This is a genomic window from Streptomyces sp. NPDC053493, from assembly GCF_044544825.1.
GTDB lineage: Bacteria > Actinomycetota > Actinomycetes > Streptomycetales > Streptomycetaceae > Streptomyces.
On the sequence record NZ_JBITXS010000003.1, the window covers coordinates 648,928 to 665,900 of the forward strand.

A 16,973-nucleotide genomic window follows, 5' to 3' on the forward strand; every position below is an offset into this window, starting at 1 on the left:
TCCGGGCGGCGTGCTCACCGGGCGAGGTCCGGGCGAGGTGCTCACCGGGCGGCGTGCTCACCAGGCGAGGTCCTCCAGGGCGTCCGGGTCGAACAGCGGACCCGCCAGGTCGACGGACGGCCCGTTCGGCGAGGTCGGCAGCTCGGCCCAGATCGTCTTGCCACGCCGCGCGTAGCGGGTGCCCCACCGCTGGGCGAACTGCGCCACCAGGAACAGGCCCCGGCCACCCTCGTCGGTGTCCGTCGCGTGCCGCAGGTGCGGCGAGGTGCTGCTGCCGTCCGACACCTCGCAGATCAGCACCCGGTCGTACACCAGCCGCACCCGCACCGGCGGCCGGCCGTACCGGATCGCGTTGGTGATCAGCTCACTCAGCACCAGCTCCGCCGTGAACGCCGCGTCCTCCAGGCCCCACGACGCGATCCGCTCCGCCGCCGCGGCCCGCACCGGCGCCACCGCCGACGGATCGCTCGGCACCTCCCACTCCGCGATCCGGTCCCGGTCGATCCGGCGGGCGCTCGCCACGAGCAGCGCGATGTCGTCGTCCGGCACCGGGAACAGCAGCGCCGCCAGCACGTCCGCACAGGTCTGCTCGGGAGTGCGGTCGGGCCGCGCCAGCGTCTTGCGCAGCAGCTCGAGCCCGGCGTCGTAGTCGCGGCGCCGGTCCTCCAGGAGGCCGTCCGTGAACAGCACCAGCTTGCTGTCCGGCTCCAGGGTCAGCCGCGCCGAGGCGAACGGCCGGGGATCGCCGAGGCCGAGGCCCAGCGGCAGCCCGGACGGCACCGCGGGGAACTCCACGCTGCCGTCCGGCCGCACCAGTGCGGGCCCCGGATGGCCGGCGCTGGCCATCGTGCAGACGCCCGTCGTCGGGTCGTAGATCACATACAGACAGGTGGCGCCCGCCGTGCCCTCCGGCCCGCCGTTCGACGCGACGCCCTCGCCGTCCGCGTCGCCGCCCTCCGGCTCGTGCTCCTCGCCGAGCCGGTCGATCAGCTCGTCCAGATGGCTCAGCAGCTCGTCCGGCGGCAGATCGAGCGTGGAGAAGTTCCCCACCGCCGTCCGCAGCCGGCCCATCGTCGCCGCCGCGTGCACCCCGTGCCCCACCACGTCGCCGACCACCAGCGCCACCCGCGCGCCCGGCAGCGGGATCACGTCGAACCAGTCGCCGCCCACTCCCGCCTTCGCCGGCAGATAGCGGAACGCCACCCGCATGGCGCTCTGCTCCGGCAACACCCGCGGCAGCAGACTGCGCTGCAGCGCCACCGCCATCGTGTGCTCGCGCGTGAACCGGCGGGCGTTGTCGATCGCGAGCGCCGCCCGCGCCGCCAGCTCCTCCGCGAACGACAGGTCCTCCTCGCCGAACGGCTCCGGCGTGTCCCGGCCGCGCCAGAAGTTCGCCATCCCGAGCACCACCCCGCGCGCCAGCAGCGGCACCGTCAGCAGCGAGTGGAGCCCGTACGCGAGCGCCTGGCGCGCGCCCTCCGGGTCCTGGGCGCGCCAGCCCTGCGCCTCGGCGAGGTCCGTCTGCAGGATCGCCCGCCCCTCCTGCAGGGCCTCGGCCATCGGCGTGGTCGGCACCACGAAGCGGATCAGATCGCCCACCGGCTGCAGCGGCGTCTCCGGGGTCGCCCCGCTCAGCGCCGTCCGCCGCATCTCCGTGAACGCGCCCGAGGGCTCCTCGCCGCGCACCACCGGGTCGAGCAGCTCCACCGTCACGAAGTCGGCGAACCGCGGCACGGCCACCTCCGACAGCTCCTCCGCCGTCCGTACGACGTCCAGCGTCGTGCCGATCCGGGTCCCCGCCTCGTACAGCAGCCGCAGCCGGCCCCGTGCCACCTCGGCCCGCCCGGTCAGCGCCGACAGCTCGGTCGTGTCGCGCATGGTCATCACGCTGCCGCCCGCCCGGTCGCCGGTGGGCCGGACGTTCACCGCGAGCAGCCGGTCACCGGCGAGGTGCACCTCGTCCGTCACCGCCCGCCCGGACAGCAGCAGCGCCGCCGTACGCGGCTCCAGGCCGAGCTCGCGGACGTGGCGCCGCTCGGCGTCCTGCGGCAGCTTGAGCAGCCGGCGCGCCTCGTCGTTGGCGAGCAGCAGCCGCCCGTCGGCCGCGACGATGACCACGCCCTCCTTCACCGAGTGCAGCACCGCCTCGTGGTGCTCCTTGAGCCGGGTCATCTCCGCCGGGCCCAGGCCGTGCGTCTGCCGCCGCAGCCGGGCGCTGACGAGGCCCGCGCCGCCGACCGCGAGCGCCAGCGCCACGCCGGCCGCGCCGAGCAGCAGCGGCAACCGCGCCTCGACCGTGTCGCCGACCGTCGCGACCTCGATGCCGCTGGTCACCATGCCGACGACGTGGCCCTGGTCGTCCCGGACCGGGACGACCGCCCGCACGGCGTCGTTCGGCGCACCGTGGAAGACCTCGGTGAAGGACTCGCCCGCCCGCGCCCGCCCTATGTCGCCGCTGGCCCGCTGGCCGATCAGGGACGGATCGGAGTCGGTGTACCGAGCGCCGTCCGGCGCGAGCACCGCGATGAAGTCGACGCCGGAGCCGACCCGGGCCGCCTCGGCGCGCGGCTGGAGCAGCGCCGTCGGATCGTTCGAGCGCAGCGCGTCGGCGAGGCCGGGCGCGTGGGCGAAGGTCTCGGCCACCGCCAGCGAACGGTTGCGGGCGTTGCGCTCGCCGTCCCACCGGTCCTGGACCACGAGCGCGACCGCCGCCGCGACGATGAGCAGCAGCGCGATGACCGCCTGCAGGGCGAAGACCTGCCCGGCTACGCTCCGCAGCCCGGTCGGCCGTTCCCGCGCTCCATCGCGGGAGCGGTCCGCGCCTCGCGTCACGGTGCGCTCCTTCCCGCCCTGCTCGCCGGGGGCTTCCTTCCATGCTGCCCCCGGCGGTGCCCGCAGGGGAAACGGGAGCCCGCCACGCAGAGCGACGAATTCAGCCGGCCGGCGCCGCGGCGCGCGCGAGGCGCGCGAGGGTGGTGCGCATTCCGGCCCGGTTCACGGCGATGCGCCGTTCGGGGTTCGTTCCCGCGAACATGGTGCCGAGCAGGTTCGCGAGCCCGGCGCCGCGACCGGTCCGAAGGTCCTGCCAGGTCTCCGTGACCCGGGTCCCGGCGCCCTCCGGCTCGAAGCGGTAGCCCCAGCGCGCGATCGGCAGACCGAAGACGCCCACGTCGAACACGAACTCCTCGTCCGGGCGGGCCGTGGTGACCCGGCCGGTGGTGAACCAGAGGAACGGGCCGCGCCGGTTGAAGCCGACGAACCGCGATCCGGTGCGCAGCGGCGGGCGCGGGACCCACACGCCGCGGCACTCGGGGCTCCAGCGGCCCATGTTCCGCAGGTCCGCCACCAGCGCGTACAGGGTGGCGCGGTCCGCGTCGACCAGCACCGACTCCTCGAGACTCCACTGCCGTGCCATGGTCCGCTCCCCTCGATGGGCCGTGTTACCCGCGGGTACGGTAGCGGACGGAGGCTACGGTGGACAGAAGATCGTTTCGCTGGACCATGACGCAGGACCGATTCCGTACGCCGGAAGGACACAGCATGCCGGTCACCGACCTCCCGCAGGGCCGCCCCGAGCCGGACGTCCTCGTCCGCACCGAGGGCCGCGCCGGCCTCCTCACCCTCAACCGGCCCCGCGCCATCAACGCCCTCACCCACGCGATGGTCCGCACCATCGACGAGGCGCTGACGGCCTGGGAGAAGGACCCGGCCGTGACCACCGTCGTCATACGCGGCGCGGGCGAGCGGGGCCTGTGCGCGGGCGGCGACATCCGGGCCATCCACGACGACGCCCGCGCCGGCGGCACCGCCACGGTGGACTTCTGGCGCGACGAGTACCGGCTCAACGCCCGCATCGCCCGCCTGGCCAAGCCGTACGTCGCGTTCATGGACGGGATCGTGATGGGCGGCGGCGTCGGCGTCTCCGGCCACGGCTCCGTCCGCGTCGTCACCGAACGCTCCCGGGTCGCCATGCCCGAGACCGGTATCGGCTTCGTCCCCGACGTCGGCGGCACCTGGCTGCTCGGCCGCGCTCCCGGCGAACTCGGCACCCACCTCGCGCTCACCGGCGCCCAGGCGGGCGCCGCCGACGCGATCCTGGCCGGCCTCGCCGACCACCACGTGCCGTCCGCCGACCTGCCGGCCCTCGCCGACGCGCTCACCCGCGAGCCGGCCGCGGAGGCCGTCGCCCGCTTCGCCCGTCCGGCACCGGCCGGCGAGCTGGCCGCCCACCGCGCCTGGATCGACGACTGCTACGCCGCCGACACCGTCGAGGAGATCGTCGGCCGCCTCACCGACTCGGGCGTCCCGGAGGCCAAGGAGACGGCCGGCGTCCTGCTCACCCGCTCGCCCACCGCCCTGAAGGCCACCCTGGCCGCGATCCGCCGCGCCCGGACCCTCGACTCCCTCGAAGCCGCCCTGAACATGGAGTTCCGCCTCTCCTGCGCCGCCCTCACCTCGCCCGACCTGCCCGAGGGCATCCGTGCCCAGGTCGTCGACAAGGACCGCGACCCGCACTGGACCCCGGCGACACTCGCCGAGGTGACGCCCGAGGACACCGAGCGCTGGTTCGCACCGCGGGCGGAGGGCGAACTGGGCCTGGTGGCACCGTAGGCCGCATGGCGCCGTAGGACGGTCAGGGCGGACGGGCACGGACGAAGGGGCGCGGGAGTTCGAGACGCATAGCCCCGATGCCGGAGCCTGAGCTCCGGCGCCCGGCCTCCCCCCTGGCCCCGTGGGGCCGGCGTCCCTCAGTCGTCCTCGCCGTCGTCCGACTCGTCCAGCGTGAACAGACCGCCCTGCGGGTCCCGCACCGTCGTGCGGCGGCTCGTCGACGCCGTCCAGCCGTCCGCCTCCGGAACCAGGGAACCGCCGTGCGCGAGGACCGCCTCGGTCGCGCGTTCCAGGTCCGGGACGCGGAAGTGGACCAGCCAGCGCGGGCGCAGCTGCGGCTGGGCCGAGGCCGCGTCCACCGGGCCGCTGTTCAGACGGGCGATCGCCTCGCCCCCGTGGCGCAGCACCACCTGCTCGTCCTCGTACGCCACCTCGAAGCGTCCCGCCGCGTCGAGCCACTCCAGGACACCGCCGTAGAAGACGGCCGCGTCGAACGCGTTCCGCGTGTGCAGCTCCAGCCAGGCCGGGGCGTGCCGCTCGCCGATCCGCCAGCGCGACGAGATCCGGCCCTCCCAGACGCCGAACGCCGCGCCCTCCAGATCGGTGGCGAGCGCCGCCCGGCCCCGCGGCGGAAAGGCCACCGGCCCCACGCCGACCGTGCCGCCCCGCTCCCGGATGCGGGCCACCGCCGCGTCCGCGTCGGGCACCGCGAAATACGCCGTCCAGGCCACCGGCACACCCATCCGCAAGGCCACCTCGCCGATCCCGGCCACCGGCACCCCGCCCCGCTCGCCCACCGAGAAGCCGTGGCCGAGCGGTCCGTGCCGGAACGTCCAGCCGAGCACCGCTCCGTAGAACTCCTCCGCCGCGCCGAGATCGCGCGCCGCCAGACTCAGCCAGCAGGGCGCTCCCGGCTCATCCGCGGTCAGCGGCACCCGGCTCACCTCATTCCCGTTCGGCATCCGTACGGCAGTCCCCTCCCAGCCACCCTCGCCCGGACGCCCCGCCTCCGCCACTCGCGGGCCCCCGGCGGGCCGGCCGCCACCCGCGCGGCATGATGTGATCATGCTGTTGACGTTCGCACCCGTCCTCGACCGGATCGCCGAGGAGATCGCCGGCCTCACCGACCGCGGCCGGCCCGCCGACTACATCCCCGCCCTCGCCTCCGCCGACACCGGCCGCTTCGGGATGGCGGTCGCCGAGCTCGACGGAAAGGTGTACGGCGTCGGCGACTGGCAGCAGCCCTTCTCCACCCAGTCCGTCACCAAGGTCTTCACGCTCGCCCTGGGCCTCGCCCGCAAGGGCGACGCGCTGTGGGAGCACGTCGGCCGCGAGCCCTCCGGCAACCCGTTCAACTCGCTCGTCCAGCTGGAGTACGAGAACGGCATCCCGCGCAACCCGTTCATCAACGCCGGCGCCCTCGTCGTCACCGACCAGCTGCACCGGATGACGGGCGACGCCTCCGGCGTCCTGCTGGACTTCCTGCGCGCCGAGAGCGGCAACCACGACCTGGACTTCGACCGCGACGTCGCCGCCTCCGAGACCGCGCACGGCGACCGCAACGCCGCCCTCGCCCACTTCATGGCGAGCTACGACAACATCGCCAACCCCGTGCCCACCCTGCTGCGCGAGTACTTCCGCCAGTGCTCCATCGAGGCCTCCTGCGCCGACCTCGCGCTCGCCACCGGCTTCCTCGCCCGCCACGGCGTCCGCGCCGACGGCTCCCGGCTCCTCACCCGCAGCCAGGCCAAGCAGGTCAACGCCGTCATGCTCACCTGCGGAACGTACGACGCCGCCGGCGACTTCGCCTACCGGGTCGGACTGCCCGGCAAGAGCGGAGTCGGCGGCGGCATCATCGCCGTCGTCCCGGGCCGCTGCACGCTGTGCGTGTGGAGCCCGGGCCTGGACGAGCGCGGCAACTCGGTCGCGGGCGTCACCGCGCTCGACCGGTTCACCACCATCACCGGCCTGTCCGTCTTCTGACCGCCACCACCGACCGCACCGCCGCGGACGACCGCCGACCGCACCGCCGCGGACGACCGCCGCCCGCCCGGCGAGGCCGCACGGGCCTCGCCGGCCGAGGGCGCAGGCCGCGTCGCAGACCGCGCCGGCCGAGCCTGCCTCAGGCCGCGTCGCAGACCGCGCCGGCCGAGGGCGCGTCAGGCCGCGTCGAGCACCAGGAAGTACGCGCCGCGCCGCTCCTCGCCGTCCGGGAGACGCCAGCCCGCCGTCACCTCGCCCCGCGAGCCCGCCGCCTCCGGGTCGAGCACCCGCACCACCCGCAGCACCGGCGCGCCGGCCCCGAGCCGTACGTCCGTGCCGTACGCCCCGTCCTCCACCGCCGGCGCGGCCGACAGGTCCCACGCACCCGTGCCGTCGAAGAACGCCTTCACCGTCGGGTCCGGGACGTCCGACTCGCTCTGCGCCTGCGGCACCGCCCGGCCCTGGAGCAGCTCCGTCAGCTGACCGAGCAGCACCGGGTCGTGGACCCCGTCGTAGATCCACCGGGTGCCCAGCACACCGTGCTCGGACGTGCCGATCAAGCCCGCCTCCGCGCCCTCCAGCGGCGCGCCCCGGTAGCTCAGCGGCACCAGATACGCGTGGGTCGGCTCACCCGAGACGTCCGCGACCACCATGAACTCGATGCCCACCTCGCCCTCCGGGTCGTCGAGCCGGAAACCGCCGGCCTTCTCAAGCACGGGCGCGGCGCCTTCGCCGCCCCGGTACCAGGGGCGGGTCGGCAGCCAGGCCTCCAGGAGCTCCAGCTTGGTCGGCTGCATCGTGGTCTTGTGAATGACGGCCATGTCTCGTGCACTTCCTCCGTGACGGTACGGTTCCCGGTCGGCGGACCGCCCGGGAACCGTACCTCTCCCGACGGCCCGTCAGCCCTCCGCCCCCGGGGCGTGCAGCTCGCCCGACCGCGCCACCCGCGCGTACCAGCGGGCACTGGACTTCGGCGTCCGACGCAGCGTCCCGTAGTCGACGTGCACCGCGCCGAACCGCTTCGCATAGCCGTACGCCCACTCGAAGTTGTCGAGCAGCGACCACAGGAAGTAGCCGTGCACCACGGCCCCTTCCTCGACCGCCCGGTGCACCGCCTCCAGATGCGCGTGCACATAGGCGGCGCGCTCCGGGTCGTGCACCGAGCCGTCCGCGCCGACCACGTCCTCGTACGCGGCGCCGTTCTCGCTCACCACCAGCGGAAGACCGGGATACCGGGCCGAGATCCGGGTCAGCAGGTCCTTCAGCCCCGACGGGTCGACCGCCCAGCCCATCGCCGTCCGGCCGCCCTCCGCCCGGTGGAAGGCGACGTCGTCGGCGCCCGGCCACGGCGAGAACGCGCTGTCGCCGTGCCCGTCGTCCTGCGGCTTCGGCGCACCCTCCCCGACCCGCGACACGACCGTCGGCGTGTAGTAGTTGACGCCCAGCCAGTCCAGCGGCTGCCCGGCCGCCGCCTCGTCCCCGTCCCGTACGAAACCCCAGTCCGTCAGGTGCGCGGTGTCCGCGAACAGCTCCCGCGGGTAGCCGCCCTCCAGCATCGGGCCCAGCCAGACCCCGTTGCCCACGGTGTCGATCCGGCGCGCCGCCTCCCGGTCGCCGGGCGAGGACGTCTGCGGGCGCACCTCGTGCAGATTCAGCGACACGGCCAGCTTCGCCCCGGCCGGCAGCGCCGACCGCAGCGCCTGGACGGCCAGCCCGTGCCCCAGATTGAGGTGGTGGGCGGCGCGCAGCGCGGCCACCGGGTCCGTACGGCCCGGCGCGTGCACGCCGGAGCCGTATCCCAGGAAGGCGCTGCACCACGGCTCGTTGAGCGTGGTCCAGCGGGAGACCCGGTCGCCCAGCGCCTCCGCGACCAGACCCGCGTACGCGGCGAACCGCTCCGCCGTCGCCCGCTCCGGCCACCCGCCCGCGTCCTCCAGCTCCTGCGGCAGGTCCCAGTGGTAGAGCGTGAGCGCCGGCTCGATCCCGGCCGCGAGCAGCTCGTCGACCAGCCGCCGGTAGAAGTCCAGGCCCTTCTGCACGGCCGGCCCGCGACCGGTCGGCTGGACCCGCGACCACGACACCGAGAACCGGTAGGCGTTCAGGCCGAGGTCCGCCATCAGGCGGACGTCCTCACGGAACCGGTGGTAGTGGTCCACGGCGACATCGCCCGTATGGCCCTGGAAGACCTTGCCCGGCGTGTGCGAGAAGGTGTCCCAGATGGACGGCGTGCGGCCGTCCTCGGCCACCGCGCCCTCGATCTGGTACGCGGCGGTGGCGGCGCCCCACAGGAAGCCGGACGGGAATCGGCGGACGGCGGTGAGCGGCCGGGTTTCGGACGCGGTCATGGCAGAGCGCTCCCAACGCAGAGAGGGTGAGGGACGTGAAGGGGGGAGGGGACGGTGAGGCGGGGCGGGTGGACGTCGGCTCCGGGTCAGCTCTTGACGGCGCCCGCGGTGATCCCGCCGACGATGTGCTTGCCGAGCACGGCGAAGACCAGCAACAACGGCACCGTCGAGATCAGCGCGCCGGTCAGCACCACCGCCTGGTCCACGCTGTGGTTGCCCGCGCCGAGGCCGGCGAGCGCCACCTGGAGCGTCGGACTGCCGTCCGGCGTGAGCGCGATGAACGGCCAGAAGAAGTCGTTCCACGCCTGGACGAAGACCAGCATGCCGAGGACGGCCATCGCGGGCCGCGCGACCGGGAAGACGACGTGCCAGACGACCCGCAGCGAGTGCGCGCCGTCCATCCGGGCCGCCTCCACCAGCTCGACCGGCAGCGCCTCGACGAGGAACTGACGCATGAAGAACACGCCGAACGCGGCCACCAGGGACGGCAGCACCACCGACTGGAGCTGGTCGACCCAGCCGAGGTCGGTGACGATCCGGTAGAGCGGGATGACGCTCAGCTGCGGCGGGATCGTCATCGTCGCCACCACCAGGGTCAGCAGCACGTTGCGGCCCTTGAAGGGCAGTTTGGCGAAGGCGAAGCCGGCCAGCGTGGAGAAGAGGACCGTGGACAGCGACACCAGCGCGGCCACGACCGTCGTGTTGACGAGCGCCTCGCCCATGTCGACCTGGTTCCAGGCGAAGGAGAGGTTGTCGAGGAGGCGCGGCCCGGGCAGCAGCGGCGCCGGGGCCGTGACCACCCGCTCGCCGGTGTGCGAGGCGGCGACCAGGTTCCAGTAGAGCGGGAACAGCGACACGAGCGCGGCGAGGCCGAGCAGGACGTAGGTGACCGGACCGGCGTGGTGCTGACGGCCGGCCGACGGACGGAAACGGGTGCGCACGGTCAGCCTCCCTGCTTCGTGCGGCGGACGTGGGCGGCGAGCGTCCGGACGCCGCCGAGGAGGAGCAGGAGCAGCAGCATCACCCAGGCGATCGCGGAGGCCTGGCCGAGCGCGCCGGTGACCCAGCCCTTCTCGTACATCAGCAGGCTCAGCGTCTGGAACTGGTTGCCGCTGCCGCCGGAGATGCCCACGCTGCCGCCGTAGAGCATCGGCTCGCCGAACAGCTGGGTGGCGCCGATGGTGGAGACGACGACGGTGAAGAGGATCGTCGGGCGGATGGAGGGCACGGTGACGCTGAGGAACTGGCGCCATCGCGAGGCCCCGTCGAGGGCGGCCGCCTCGTACAGGTCACGCGGCACCGCCTGCATCGCGGCCAGGTAGATCAGCGCGTTGTAGCCGGTCCACCGCCAGGTCACGATCACCGAGATCGCGATCTGCGCGGGCCACTTGGACGACTCCCAGTCGACCGGGCCGACACCCGCCCAGCCGAGCGCCGTGTTGATCAGCCCGTAGTCGGTGTTGAACAGCTGCGCGAAGACCAGCGTCGCGGCCGCGATCGAGGTGGCGTACGGCGCGAGGACGGCGACCCGCAGGAAACCGCGGCCGCGCAGGCGGTAGTTGAGCAGATGGGCGAGCCCGAGCGCCATCAGAAGCTGCGGGACGGTCGAGATCACCCCGATGGTGAAGGTGTTGCCGAGCGCGTTCCAGAAGAACTCGCTGTCGGCCAGGTCGGTGTAGTTCTCCAGGCCCTTCCACTGCGGATCGCCGCCGAGCTCCACCCGGTTGAGCGAGAGCCAGCCGGTGTAGAGCAGCGGGAAGAGGCCGAAGGCGGCGAAGGTGAGGAAGAAGGGGGCGACGAAGACGTACGGCGTCGCCTTCAGGTCCCACCGGTAGAGCCGGCGGCGGAGCGCGGACGGGCCGCCACGGGTGCGGCGGGCGCCCGGGCGCGGGGCGGGGGAGGGGGAGGGCGGTGCGTCGGGCGACGGGGAGCCGCCGCCGTTCCTCGCCCGTACGGAGGTGGCCACGGAGGCGTCCTTCCAGGTCGGTGCGTAGGGGTGGCGCTGCGGTACGGGCTCGCCCGTCGGGACGCGCGGGCGGGCCCGTACCGGCTCCCGCTACTGGTCGATCTTGTCGTCGACCAGCTTCTTGACGTTCTCCCAGGCCTTCGCCGGATCGGTGCCGCGCTGCTCGATGTCGAGGATGCCGTTGTCGGTGAGGAAGGTCTTCACCTGGCCGTCCCAGCGGCTGATCGGCGCGGGCTTGATCCCGGCCGCGGCGGTCGCGTAGATCCGGCCGACCGGCGTGTCGCCGAAGTAGGGCAGCTTGGCGCCGGTCACCGCGGCCGAGGACAGCGTGTCCTTCGTGGACGGGATGTTGCCGTTGACCGCGAACACCTTGGCGTGCTGGGCCGGTGCGGTCAGCCACGCGGCCAGCTCGGCGGCCTCCTTGGTGTGCTTTCCGGACTTGGGCACGGCGAGGAAGGAGCCGCCCCAGTTGCCGGCCACCGGCGGCGCGGCGATGTCCCACCTGCCCTGGTTGGCGGCGCCCGCCTGGTCCTTGATGATGCCGGTCATCCAGCTGGGGCAGGCGACGGTGGCGAACTTCGCGTTCTTGAAGGCCGCGTTCCAGGTGCCCTTCTCGTCGAACTGGCGCAGCTTGGCGGTGATGCCGCTTCGTGCCGCGGCGACGGCGGTGTCCCAGGCCTTCCGCACGCCGGGGCTGGTCTCCCAGGCGAGCCGGCCGCTGGCGTCGGCGTACTGCTCGGGCTCGCTGTTGACGACGGCGTTGAACAGGCCGCTCGCCGAGTCGTGGAAGAAGGTCCCGGCGGGTGCGTTCTTCTGGTAGGTCCGGCCGGTCTCGAGAAACTTCGACCAGTCGCCCGCCCACAGCCGGCCGACCTCGGTGCGGTCGGTGGGCAGCTTGGCCTTGGCGAACAGGTCCTTGTTGTAGCAGATGGCCATGGGGCCGATGTCGGTGCCGAGGCCGATGACCTGGCCGCCGGCGGTGGTGGCCTGCTTCACCTTCCAGTCGAGGAAGGCGCCGAGGTCGGCCCCGCCGGTCTTCGACAGGTCCACCCACTTGTCGGCCATGGCCGGGCCGGTCGCCTCGGCGATGTAGCCGACCTCGACGGCCTGGATGTCGGCGAGGCCGCTGTTGCGGGAGAGGCGCAGCTTGAGCGTGTCCCAGTACTTCTGGCCGTCGGCGACGTTCGACTCGACGATCTTGATGTTCGGGTGGGACTTCTCGTACTCGGCGTAGAGCTTGGCGCCGGTCTTGTCGTCGTAGCCGAAGGAACCGAAGGTCCCGACCCGCAGCGTGATCGTGCCGCCGCCGGCGGCGTCCCCGTCGTCCCCGCCGTCGCCGCAGCCGGTGAGCAGGACCGTCCCGGCCGTCAGGGCCGCGACCGCCGCGAGCACGGTACGGCCGGTGCGGCCCGTGCGGCGGGCGCGACCGGTGCGGCCCATCGGTCTGCTGCTGGTTGTGCGCATGCCACTCTCCTCGTCCAAAAGGTGGTGCCAGCGATGGGAGCGCTCCCACGTCCTCGTTGCCGGAAGGTTCCTGCCTCGCGGTCGGAGGTGTCAAGACATGAACGCGAATTCGTGACGGGCGTGGGTGTGCCTAGTATGGGAGCGCTCCCATTCGTCGCTTGTCGAACGACACCAGGTGCGACGGGAGCATGGATCGTGGCCTATCTTGACCTGATCGCCGCCGCACGGCACCGGCGATGCGCACGCACGAGGGGAGTACGAGGGGCGTGAACGGACGGCAGAGCGGCAGGCCCACGCTGGAAGAGGTCGCGGCCCGGGCCGGCGTCGGCCGGGGCACCGTGTCCCGCGTCATCAACGGCTCTCCCCGGGTGAGCGACCAGGCCCGCGAGGCGGTCCACCGGGCGATCGAGGAACTCGGCTACGTGCCCAACCAGGCCGCCCGCGCGCTCGCCGGCAGCCGCACCGACGCCGTCGCGCTCGTCATCCCCGAGACCGAGGCCCGCCTCTTCGCCGAGCCCTACTTCCTCGACATCATCCGCGGCGTCAGCGCGGAACTCGGCGAGGCCGACAAGCAGTTGCTGCTCACCCTGGTCCGCACCGAGCGGGAGCGCCGGCGCTTCGAGCAGTACCTCGCCGCCCAGCGCGTCGACGGCGTGCTGCTCGCCTCGGTCCACGCCGACGACCCGCTGCCCGACCTGGTCCGGGAACTCGGCCTGCCGCTCGTCCTCAACGGCCGGCGCACCGCCGACGAGACCGCCGCCTACGTCGACTCCGACAACGCCGGCGCCGGCCGCGCCGCCGTCGCCCATCTCGCCGGCCGCGGCCGCCGCCGGATCGCCACCGTCACCGGCCCTCTCGACATGTACGTGGCCCGCGCCCGCCTCGACGGCTACCGCGAGGGCGTCGTGGCGGCCGGCCTCCCCGCCGACGAGGCCCTGGTCGCGACCGGCGACTTCACCGAGGAGGGCGGCCGCCGTGCGATGCGCGAGCTGATCGAGCGCGTGCCCGATCTGGACGCCGTCTTCGCCGCCTCCGACGTCATGGCGGCCGGCGCGCGCGGCGTGCTGCGCGAGGCCGGCCGCCGCGTCCCCGACGACGTCGCCCTCGTCGGCGTCGACGACTCCGCCGTCGCCCGGCTGATGGATCCGCCGCTCACCAGCGTCCGCCAGCCCATCGAGGAGATGGGCCGCACGATGGCCCGCATGCTCCTGCACGCCGTCACCGCCTCCGCCGACGCGGCCGGCCTGCCGAGCCAGGTCCTCCCGACGGAACTGGTGGTGCGCGACTCCTCCTGACACCGCCCAGCGACGAGGCCGGGCCGCACGGGCCGGCTGCCGCCGTCCGGTGCTTGAGGGGACGCGGGCCCGGCCGGGCCGGGCCGTGCGGCGCGGCGACCGGCGAGTAGGGGCCTACCCTGAGAGAGGGGCCTCTACCTCGAGGTGGTGTGCCGTGTCCGAGGACAGCACGTACTGGGCTTCCGGAGACTGGCGGGTCTCCGAGGGCAATGCCGACGAGTTCATCGACCGCTGGCGGGCCTTCCTCACCTGGACCAAGGAGGCCAACGACGGCTTCTTCTCCGCGCGGCTCGTCCGCGACCTGAACGAGCCGCGCCACTTCATCTCCTTCTCCTCCTGGCGGGACCCGGCGGCGATGAAGGAGTGGCAGAGCAAGCCCGAGTTCGCCGAACTCATCGGCGCCTGCCGGACTCTGTGCGACGACATGTCGAGCGGCGGCTACGAGCTGGCCGTGGCCGTGTGATCTCACGTCGCAGTTCGCGGTCGCCGTCGGACGGCCGCTCACCCGCGCGCGCGGGATCAGGTACGCCTCAGCGCACGCCCAGCAGATGCTCCAGGGCGAGCTGGTCCAGGCGCTCGAAGGCCATCGAGCGCTCGGCCGCCGCGGCCGCGTCGAAGTCCTCGTACGACGCGCGGTCGGCGAGCAGGCCGTCGAGCCCGTCGGCGGCGGTCGGCACGGCCAGGTCGTCCAGACGGGAGGCGGCGAGGGCGGCGACGACCTCCGGGTCCGAGCGGAAGGCGGCCGCCCGCTGCTTGAGGATCAGGTAGTTGCGCATGCAGTTCCGCGCGGACTCCCACACGCCGTCGAAGCCGTCGGTCCGCACGGGCTTGAAGTCGAAGTGGCGCGGCCCGTCGTAGCCGGCCGACTCCAGCAGGTCCACCAGCCAGAACGCCTGGCGCAGGTCGCCCGCCCCGAACCGCAGGTCCTGGTCGTACTTGATGCCGGACTGCCCGTTGAGGTCGATGTGGAACAGCTTGCCCGCCCACAGCGCCTGGGCGATGCCGTGGGGGAAGTTGAGGCCGGCCATCTGCTCGTGCCCGGTCTCCGGGTTGACGCCCACCAGCTCCGGCCGCTCCAGGCGCTCGATGAACGCGAGCGCGTGCCCGATCGTCGGCAGCAGGATGTCGCCGCGCGGCTCGTTCGGCTTCGGCTCGATGGCGAAGCGCAGCGGGTAGCCCTGCTCGGAGACGTACTCGCCGAGCAGGTCGAAGGCCTCCTTCATCCGGTCGAGCGCCACGCGCACGTCCTTGGCGGCGCCCGACTCGGCTCCCTCCCGGCCGCCCCAGGCCACGTACACGGAGGCGCCGAGCTCCGCGGCCAGGTCGATGTTCCGGATCGTCTTGCGCAGGGCGAAGCGGCGCACGTCGCGGTCGTTGGCGGTGAACGCGCCGTCCTTGAAGACCGGGTGGCTGAAGAGATTGGTGGTGGCCATGGGCACCGTGAGGCCGGTGCGGTCGAGCGCGGCCCGGAAGCGTGAGACCGCCGCCGCGCGCCGGGTTTCTTCCGCTCCGAAAGGAATCAAGTCGTCGTCGTGGAAGGTCACGCCGTACGCGCCGAGGGCGGCCAGACGCTCCACCGACTCCACCGGATCGAGGGCCGGCCGGGTGGCCTCGCCGAACGGATCGCGGCCCTGCCAGCCGACCGTCCACAGGCCGAAGGTGAAGCGGTCGTCGGAGGTGGGGAGGAGATGCTGCGGCATGTCGGCTCCTTCGCGGGCTGGCCGCCAGATTTGTTTTCTGCGATAACTAATACCCTGAGGGCAGTGCGGGCGCCAGTGCCCACGCCCGGAAGAGGAGGCCCGGCCCATGACCGAACGCCCGGTGGTGATCGGCGTCGACAGCTCCACGCAGTCCACCAAGGCCGCCGTCGTCGACGCGGAGACCGGCGCCCTCCTCGGCCTCGGTCGCGCCCCGCACACCGTCACCGGCGACGACGGCGCCCGCGAGAGCGACCCCGACCAGTGGTGGACCGCCCTCACCCGGGCCGTCGCCGAAGGGCTGCGCCACGCGGCCGTCCCGCCCGCCGCCGTCACCGGCATCGCCGTCGCCGGACAGCAGCACGGCCTCGTCGTCCTCGACGGAGGCGGCCGCCCGCTCCGGCCGGCCTTGCTCTGGAACGACACCCGCTCCGCACCCCAGGCCGCCGCCCTCACCACCGCGCTCGGCGGCCCCGGCGCCTGGCTCGCCCGCACCGGTTCCGTCCCCGTCGCCGCCGTGACCGCCGCCAAGTGGGAATGGCTCCGCGCCCACGAACCCGCCACCGCCGACCGGACCGCCGCCGTCCGGCTCCCGCACGACTTCCTCACCGAGCGCCTGTGCGGCGCCGCCGTCACCGACCCGGGCGACGCCTCCGGCACCTGCTGGTACGACACCGCCCGCAGCGCCTACGACCGAGGCGTCCTCGACCTCCTCGGCCTCGACCCGGCCCTGCTCCCGGCCGTCGCACCCACCGGCGCCGCCCGGGCCGGCACCCTCACCCGTACCGCCGCCGAAGCCCTCGGCCTCCCCGCGGGCATCGCCGTCGCCGCCGGAACCGGCGACAACATGGCCGCCGCCGTCGGCCTCGGCCTCGGCGTCCACGGCCTCCTCGACCATCCCGTCGTCAGCCTCGGCACCTCCGGCACCGTCTTCGCCGCCACCCGCACCCGCCCCGCGAGCCCCGGCATCTCCGGCTTCGCCGCCGCCGACGGCGGCTACCTCCCGCTCGGCTGCACCCTCAACTGCACGCTCGCCGTCGACCGGATCGCCGGCCTCCTCGGCCTCGACCGCGAGGACGCGGCGCCCGGCGACGGCCTCGTCCTCCTGCCGTACCTCGACGGCGAACGCACGCCCGACCTGCCGCACGCCACCGGTCTCCTCACCGGCCTGCGGCACACCACCACGCCCCGCGCCCTGCTCGGCGCCGCCTACGAAGGCGCCGTCTTCACCGTGCTGCGCGCCCTCGACGAACTCCTCGCCGCCTGCGGCCTCGATCCGGCCGAACAGTCCGTACGGGACCGCCCGCTCCGGCTCATCGGCGGCGGCGCGGGAGGCCGCGCCTGGACCGACACCGTCCGCCGCCTGTCCGGCCGCCCCGTCGTGGTCCCGGCCGCCGGCGAACTCGTCGCCCTCGGCGCCGCCGCGCTGGCCGCCGCCGCGGCCACCGGCGGCGACCCGGTCGCCCTCGCCGCCGGCTGGCCCGCCGCCACCGGCGAGACTCTCCCGCCCGTGCCCCGCGACGAGGAGACCTGGTCCCGCATCGCCACGGTCCTGGACCGCGCGGCGCCCACCCTGCTGTCCTGAGCGCCCACCGCCCTCGCGGCCCGGACC

The 16,973-nt window shown here is 74.0% G+C and carries 14 protein-coding genes; 5 read left to right on the forward strand and 9 right to left on the reverse strand.

The features are described 5' to 3' along the window. Nucleotides 1–57: 57 nt before the first annotated feature. Both ACIGO8_RS12735 and ACIGO8_RS12740 read right to left on the reverse strand, forming a co-directional pair. A complete protein-coding gene (locus ACIGO8_RS12735) occupies nt 58–2,832 on the reverse strand; it encodes a SpoIIE family protein phosphatase (RefSeq protein ID WP_399728202.1) in 2,775 nt (924 codons plus the stop codon). A gap of 100 nt (nt 2,833–2,932) precedes the next feature. Then, on the reverse strand, nt 2,933–3,415 hold the full coding sequence (locus ACIGO8_RS12740; protein WP_399728205.1) for an SRPBCC family protein: 483 nt from the start codon (nt 3,413–3,415) through the stop codon (nt 2,933–2,935). Between the two features lie 125 nt (nt 3,416–3,540). Here ACIGO8_RS12740 and ACIGO8_RS12745 point away from each other — a divergent pair, with 125 nt between their 5' ends. Beyond that, complete coding sequence (locus tag ACIGO8_RS12745) at nt 3,541–4,611, forward strand: enoyl-CoA hydratase/isomerase family protein (protein ID WP_399728207.1); 1,071 nt, start codon at nt 3,541–3,543, stop codon at nt 4,609–4,611. 137 nt (nt 4,612–4,748) lie between these two features. Here the strand turns inward: ACIGO8_RS12745 and ACIGO8_RS12750 are convergent, their stop codons facing one another. Beyond that, complete coding sequence (locus tag ACIGO8_RS12750) at nt 4,749–5,573, reverse strand: VOC family protein (RefSeq protein WP_399728210.1); 825 nt, start codon at nt 5,571–5,573, stop codon at nt 4,749–4,751. Between the two features lie 103 nt (nt 5,574–5,676). On the opposite strand from ACIGO8_RS12750, the gene ACIGO8_RS12755 reads away from it, so the two are divergent. Then, nucleotides 5,677–6,594 carry a glutaminase gene (locus ACIGO8_RS12755; RefSeq protein WP_399728213.1) on the forward strand — a complete coding sequence of 306 codons (918 nt, stop codon included), beginning with the start codon at nt 5,677–5,679 and terminating at the stop codon, nt 6,592–6,594. A gap of 176 nt (nt 6,595–6,770) precedes the next feature. Here ACIGO8_RS12755 and ACIGO8_RS12760 read toward each other — a convergent pair whose 3' ends face one another. From ACIGO8_RS12760 to ACIGO8_RS12780, 5 genes are all read right to left on the reverse strand, one after another. Further along, nucleotides 6,771–7,415: a 1,4-alpha-glucan branching protein gene (locus ACIGO8_RS12760; RefSeq protein ID WP_399728215.1), complete on the reverse strand. Its 645-nt coding sequence runs from the start codon at nt 7,413–7,415 to the stop codon at nt 6,771–6,773. 78 nt (nt 7,416–7,493) lie between these two features. Beyond that, the gene (locus ACIGO8_RS12765; protein ID WP_399728218.1) at nt 7,494–8,939 is read right to left on the reverse strand and encodes a GH1 family beta-glucosidase; all 1,446 of its coding nucleotides are present in this window, start codon (nt 8,937–8,939) and stop codon (nt 7,494–7,496) included. An 86-nt stretch (nt 8,940–9,025) separates the two neighbouring features. After that, nucleotides 9,026–9,880 (reverse strand): carbohydrate ABC transporter permease, encoded by an 855-nt coding sequence (locus ACIGO8_RS12770; protein ID WP_399728220.1) that lies wholly within the window; start codon nt 9,878–9,880, stop codon nt 9,026–9,028. A gap of 2 nt (nt 9,881–9,882) precedes the next feature. Further along, nucleotides 9,883–10,905, reverse strand: a complete 1,023-nt coding sequence (locus tag ACIGO8_RS12775) for a carbohydrate ABC transporter permease (protein ID WP_399728223.1) — start codon at nt 10,903–10,905, stop codon at nt 9,883–9,885. A gap of 90 nt (nt 10,906–10,995) precedes the next feature. Continuing rightward, nucleotides 10,996–12,369 carry an ABC transporter substrate-binding protein gene (locus ACIGO8_RS12780; RefSeq protein WP_399728225.1) on the reverse strand — a complete coding sequence of 458 codons (1,374 nt, stop codon included), beginning with the start codon at nt 12,367–12,369 and terminating at the stop codon, nt 10,996–10,998. A gap of 236 nt (nt 12,370–12,605) precedes the next feature. On the opposite strand from ACIGO8_RS12780, the gene ACIGO8_RS12785 reads away from it, so the two are divergent. Both ACIGO8_RS12785 and ACIGO8_RS12790 read left to right on the forward strand, forming a co-directional pair. Continuing rightward, the gene (locus ACIGO8_RS12785) at nt 12,606–13,664 is read left to right on the forward strand and encodes a LacI family DNA-binding transcriptional regulator (RefSeq protein ID WP_399728228.1); all 1,059 of its coding nucleotides are present in this window, start codon (nt 12,606–12,608) and stop codon (nt 13,662–13,664) included. A gap of 154 nt (nt 13,665–13,818) precedes the next feature. Beyond that, a complete protein-coding gene (locus ACIGO8_RS12790) occupies nt 13,819–14,127 on the forward strand; it encodes an antibiotic biosynthesis monooxygenase family protein (RefSeq protein ID WP_399728231.1) in 309 nt (102 codons plus the stop codon). Between the two features lie 67 nt (nt 14,128–14,194). Here ACIGO8_RS12790 and xylA read toward each other — a convergent pair whose 3' ends face one another. Beyond that, nucleotides 14,195–15,364, reverse strand: a complete 1,170-nt coding sequence (gene xylA, locus ACIGO8_RS12795; protein WP_399728233.1) for a xylose isomerase — start codon at nt 15,362–15,364, stop codon at nt 14,195–14,197. Between the two features lie 106 nt (nt 15,365–15,470). Between xylA and xylB the strand changes: the two genes are divergently transcribed. Then, a complete protein-coding gene (xylB, locus tag ACIGO8_RS12800; RefSeq protein WP_399728236.1) occupies nt 15,471–16,946 on the forward strand; it encodes a xylulokinase in 1,476 nt (491 codons plus the stop codon). The last annotated feature ends 27 nt before the right edge of the window (nt 16,947–16,973 follow it).

Coding starts and splice junctions, on each gene's coding strand:
- ACIGO8_RS12780 (WP_399728225.1), bottom strand. CDS start 12,369: ATGCGCACAACCAGCAGCAGACCGATGGGCCGCACCGGTCGCGCCCGC.
- ACIGO8_RS12745 (WP_399728207.1), top strand. CDS start 3,541: ATGCCGGTCACCGACCTCCCGCAGGGCCGCCCCGAGCCGGACGTCCTC.
- ACIGO8_RS12740 (WP_399728205.1), bottom strand. CDS start 3,415: ATGGCACGGCAGTGGAGTCTCGAGGAGTCGGTGCTGGTCGACGCGGAC.
- ACIGO8_RS12760 (WP_399728215.1), bottom strand. CDS start 7,415: ATGGCCGTCATTCACAAGACCACGATGCAGCCGACCAAGCTGGAGCTC.
- ACIGO8_RS12755 (WP_399728213.1), top strand. CDS start 5,677: ATGCTGTTGACGTTCGCACCCGTCCTCGACCGGATCGCCGAGGAGATC.
- xylA (WP_399728233.1), bottom strand. CDS start 15,364: ATGCCGCAGCATCTCCTCCCCACCTCCGACGACCGCTTCACCTTCGGC.
- xylB (WP_399728236.1), top strand. CDS start 15,471: ATGACCGAACGCCCGGTGGTGATCGGCGTCGACAGCTCCACGCAGTCC.
- ACIGO8_RS12750 (WP_399728210.1), bottom strand. CDS start 5,573: ATGCCGAACGGGAATGAGGTGAGCCGGGTGCCGCTGACCGCGGATGAG.
- ACIGO8_RS12765 (WP_399728218.1), bottom strand. CDS start 8,939: ATGACCGCGTCCGAAACCCGGCCGCTCACCGCCGTCCGCCGATTCCCG.
- ACIGO8_RS12785 (WP_399728228.1), top strand. CDS start 12,606: ATGCGCACGCACGAGGGGAGTACGAGGGGCGTGAACGGACGGCAGAGC.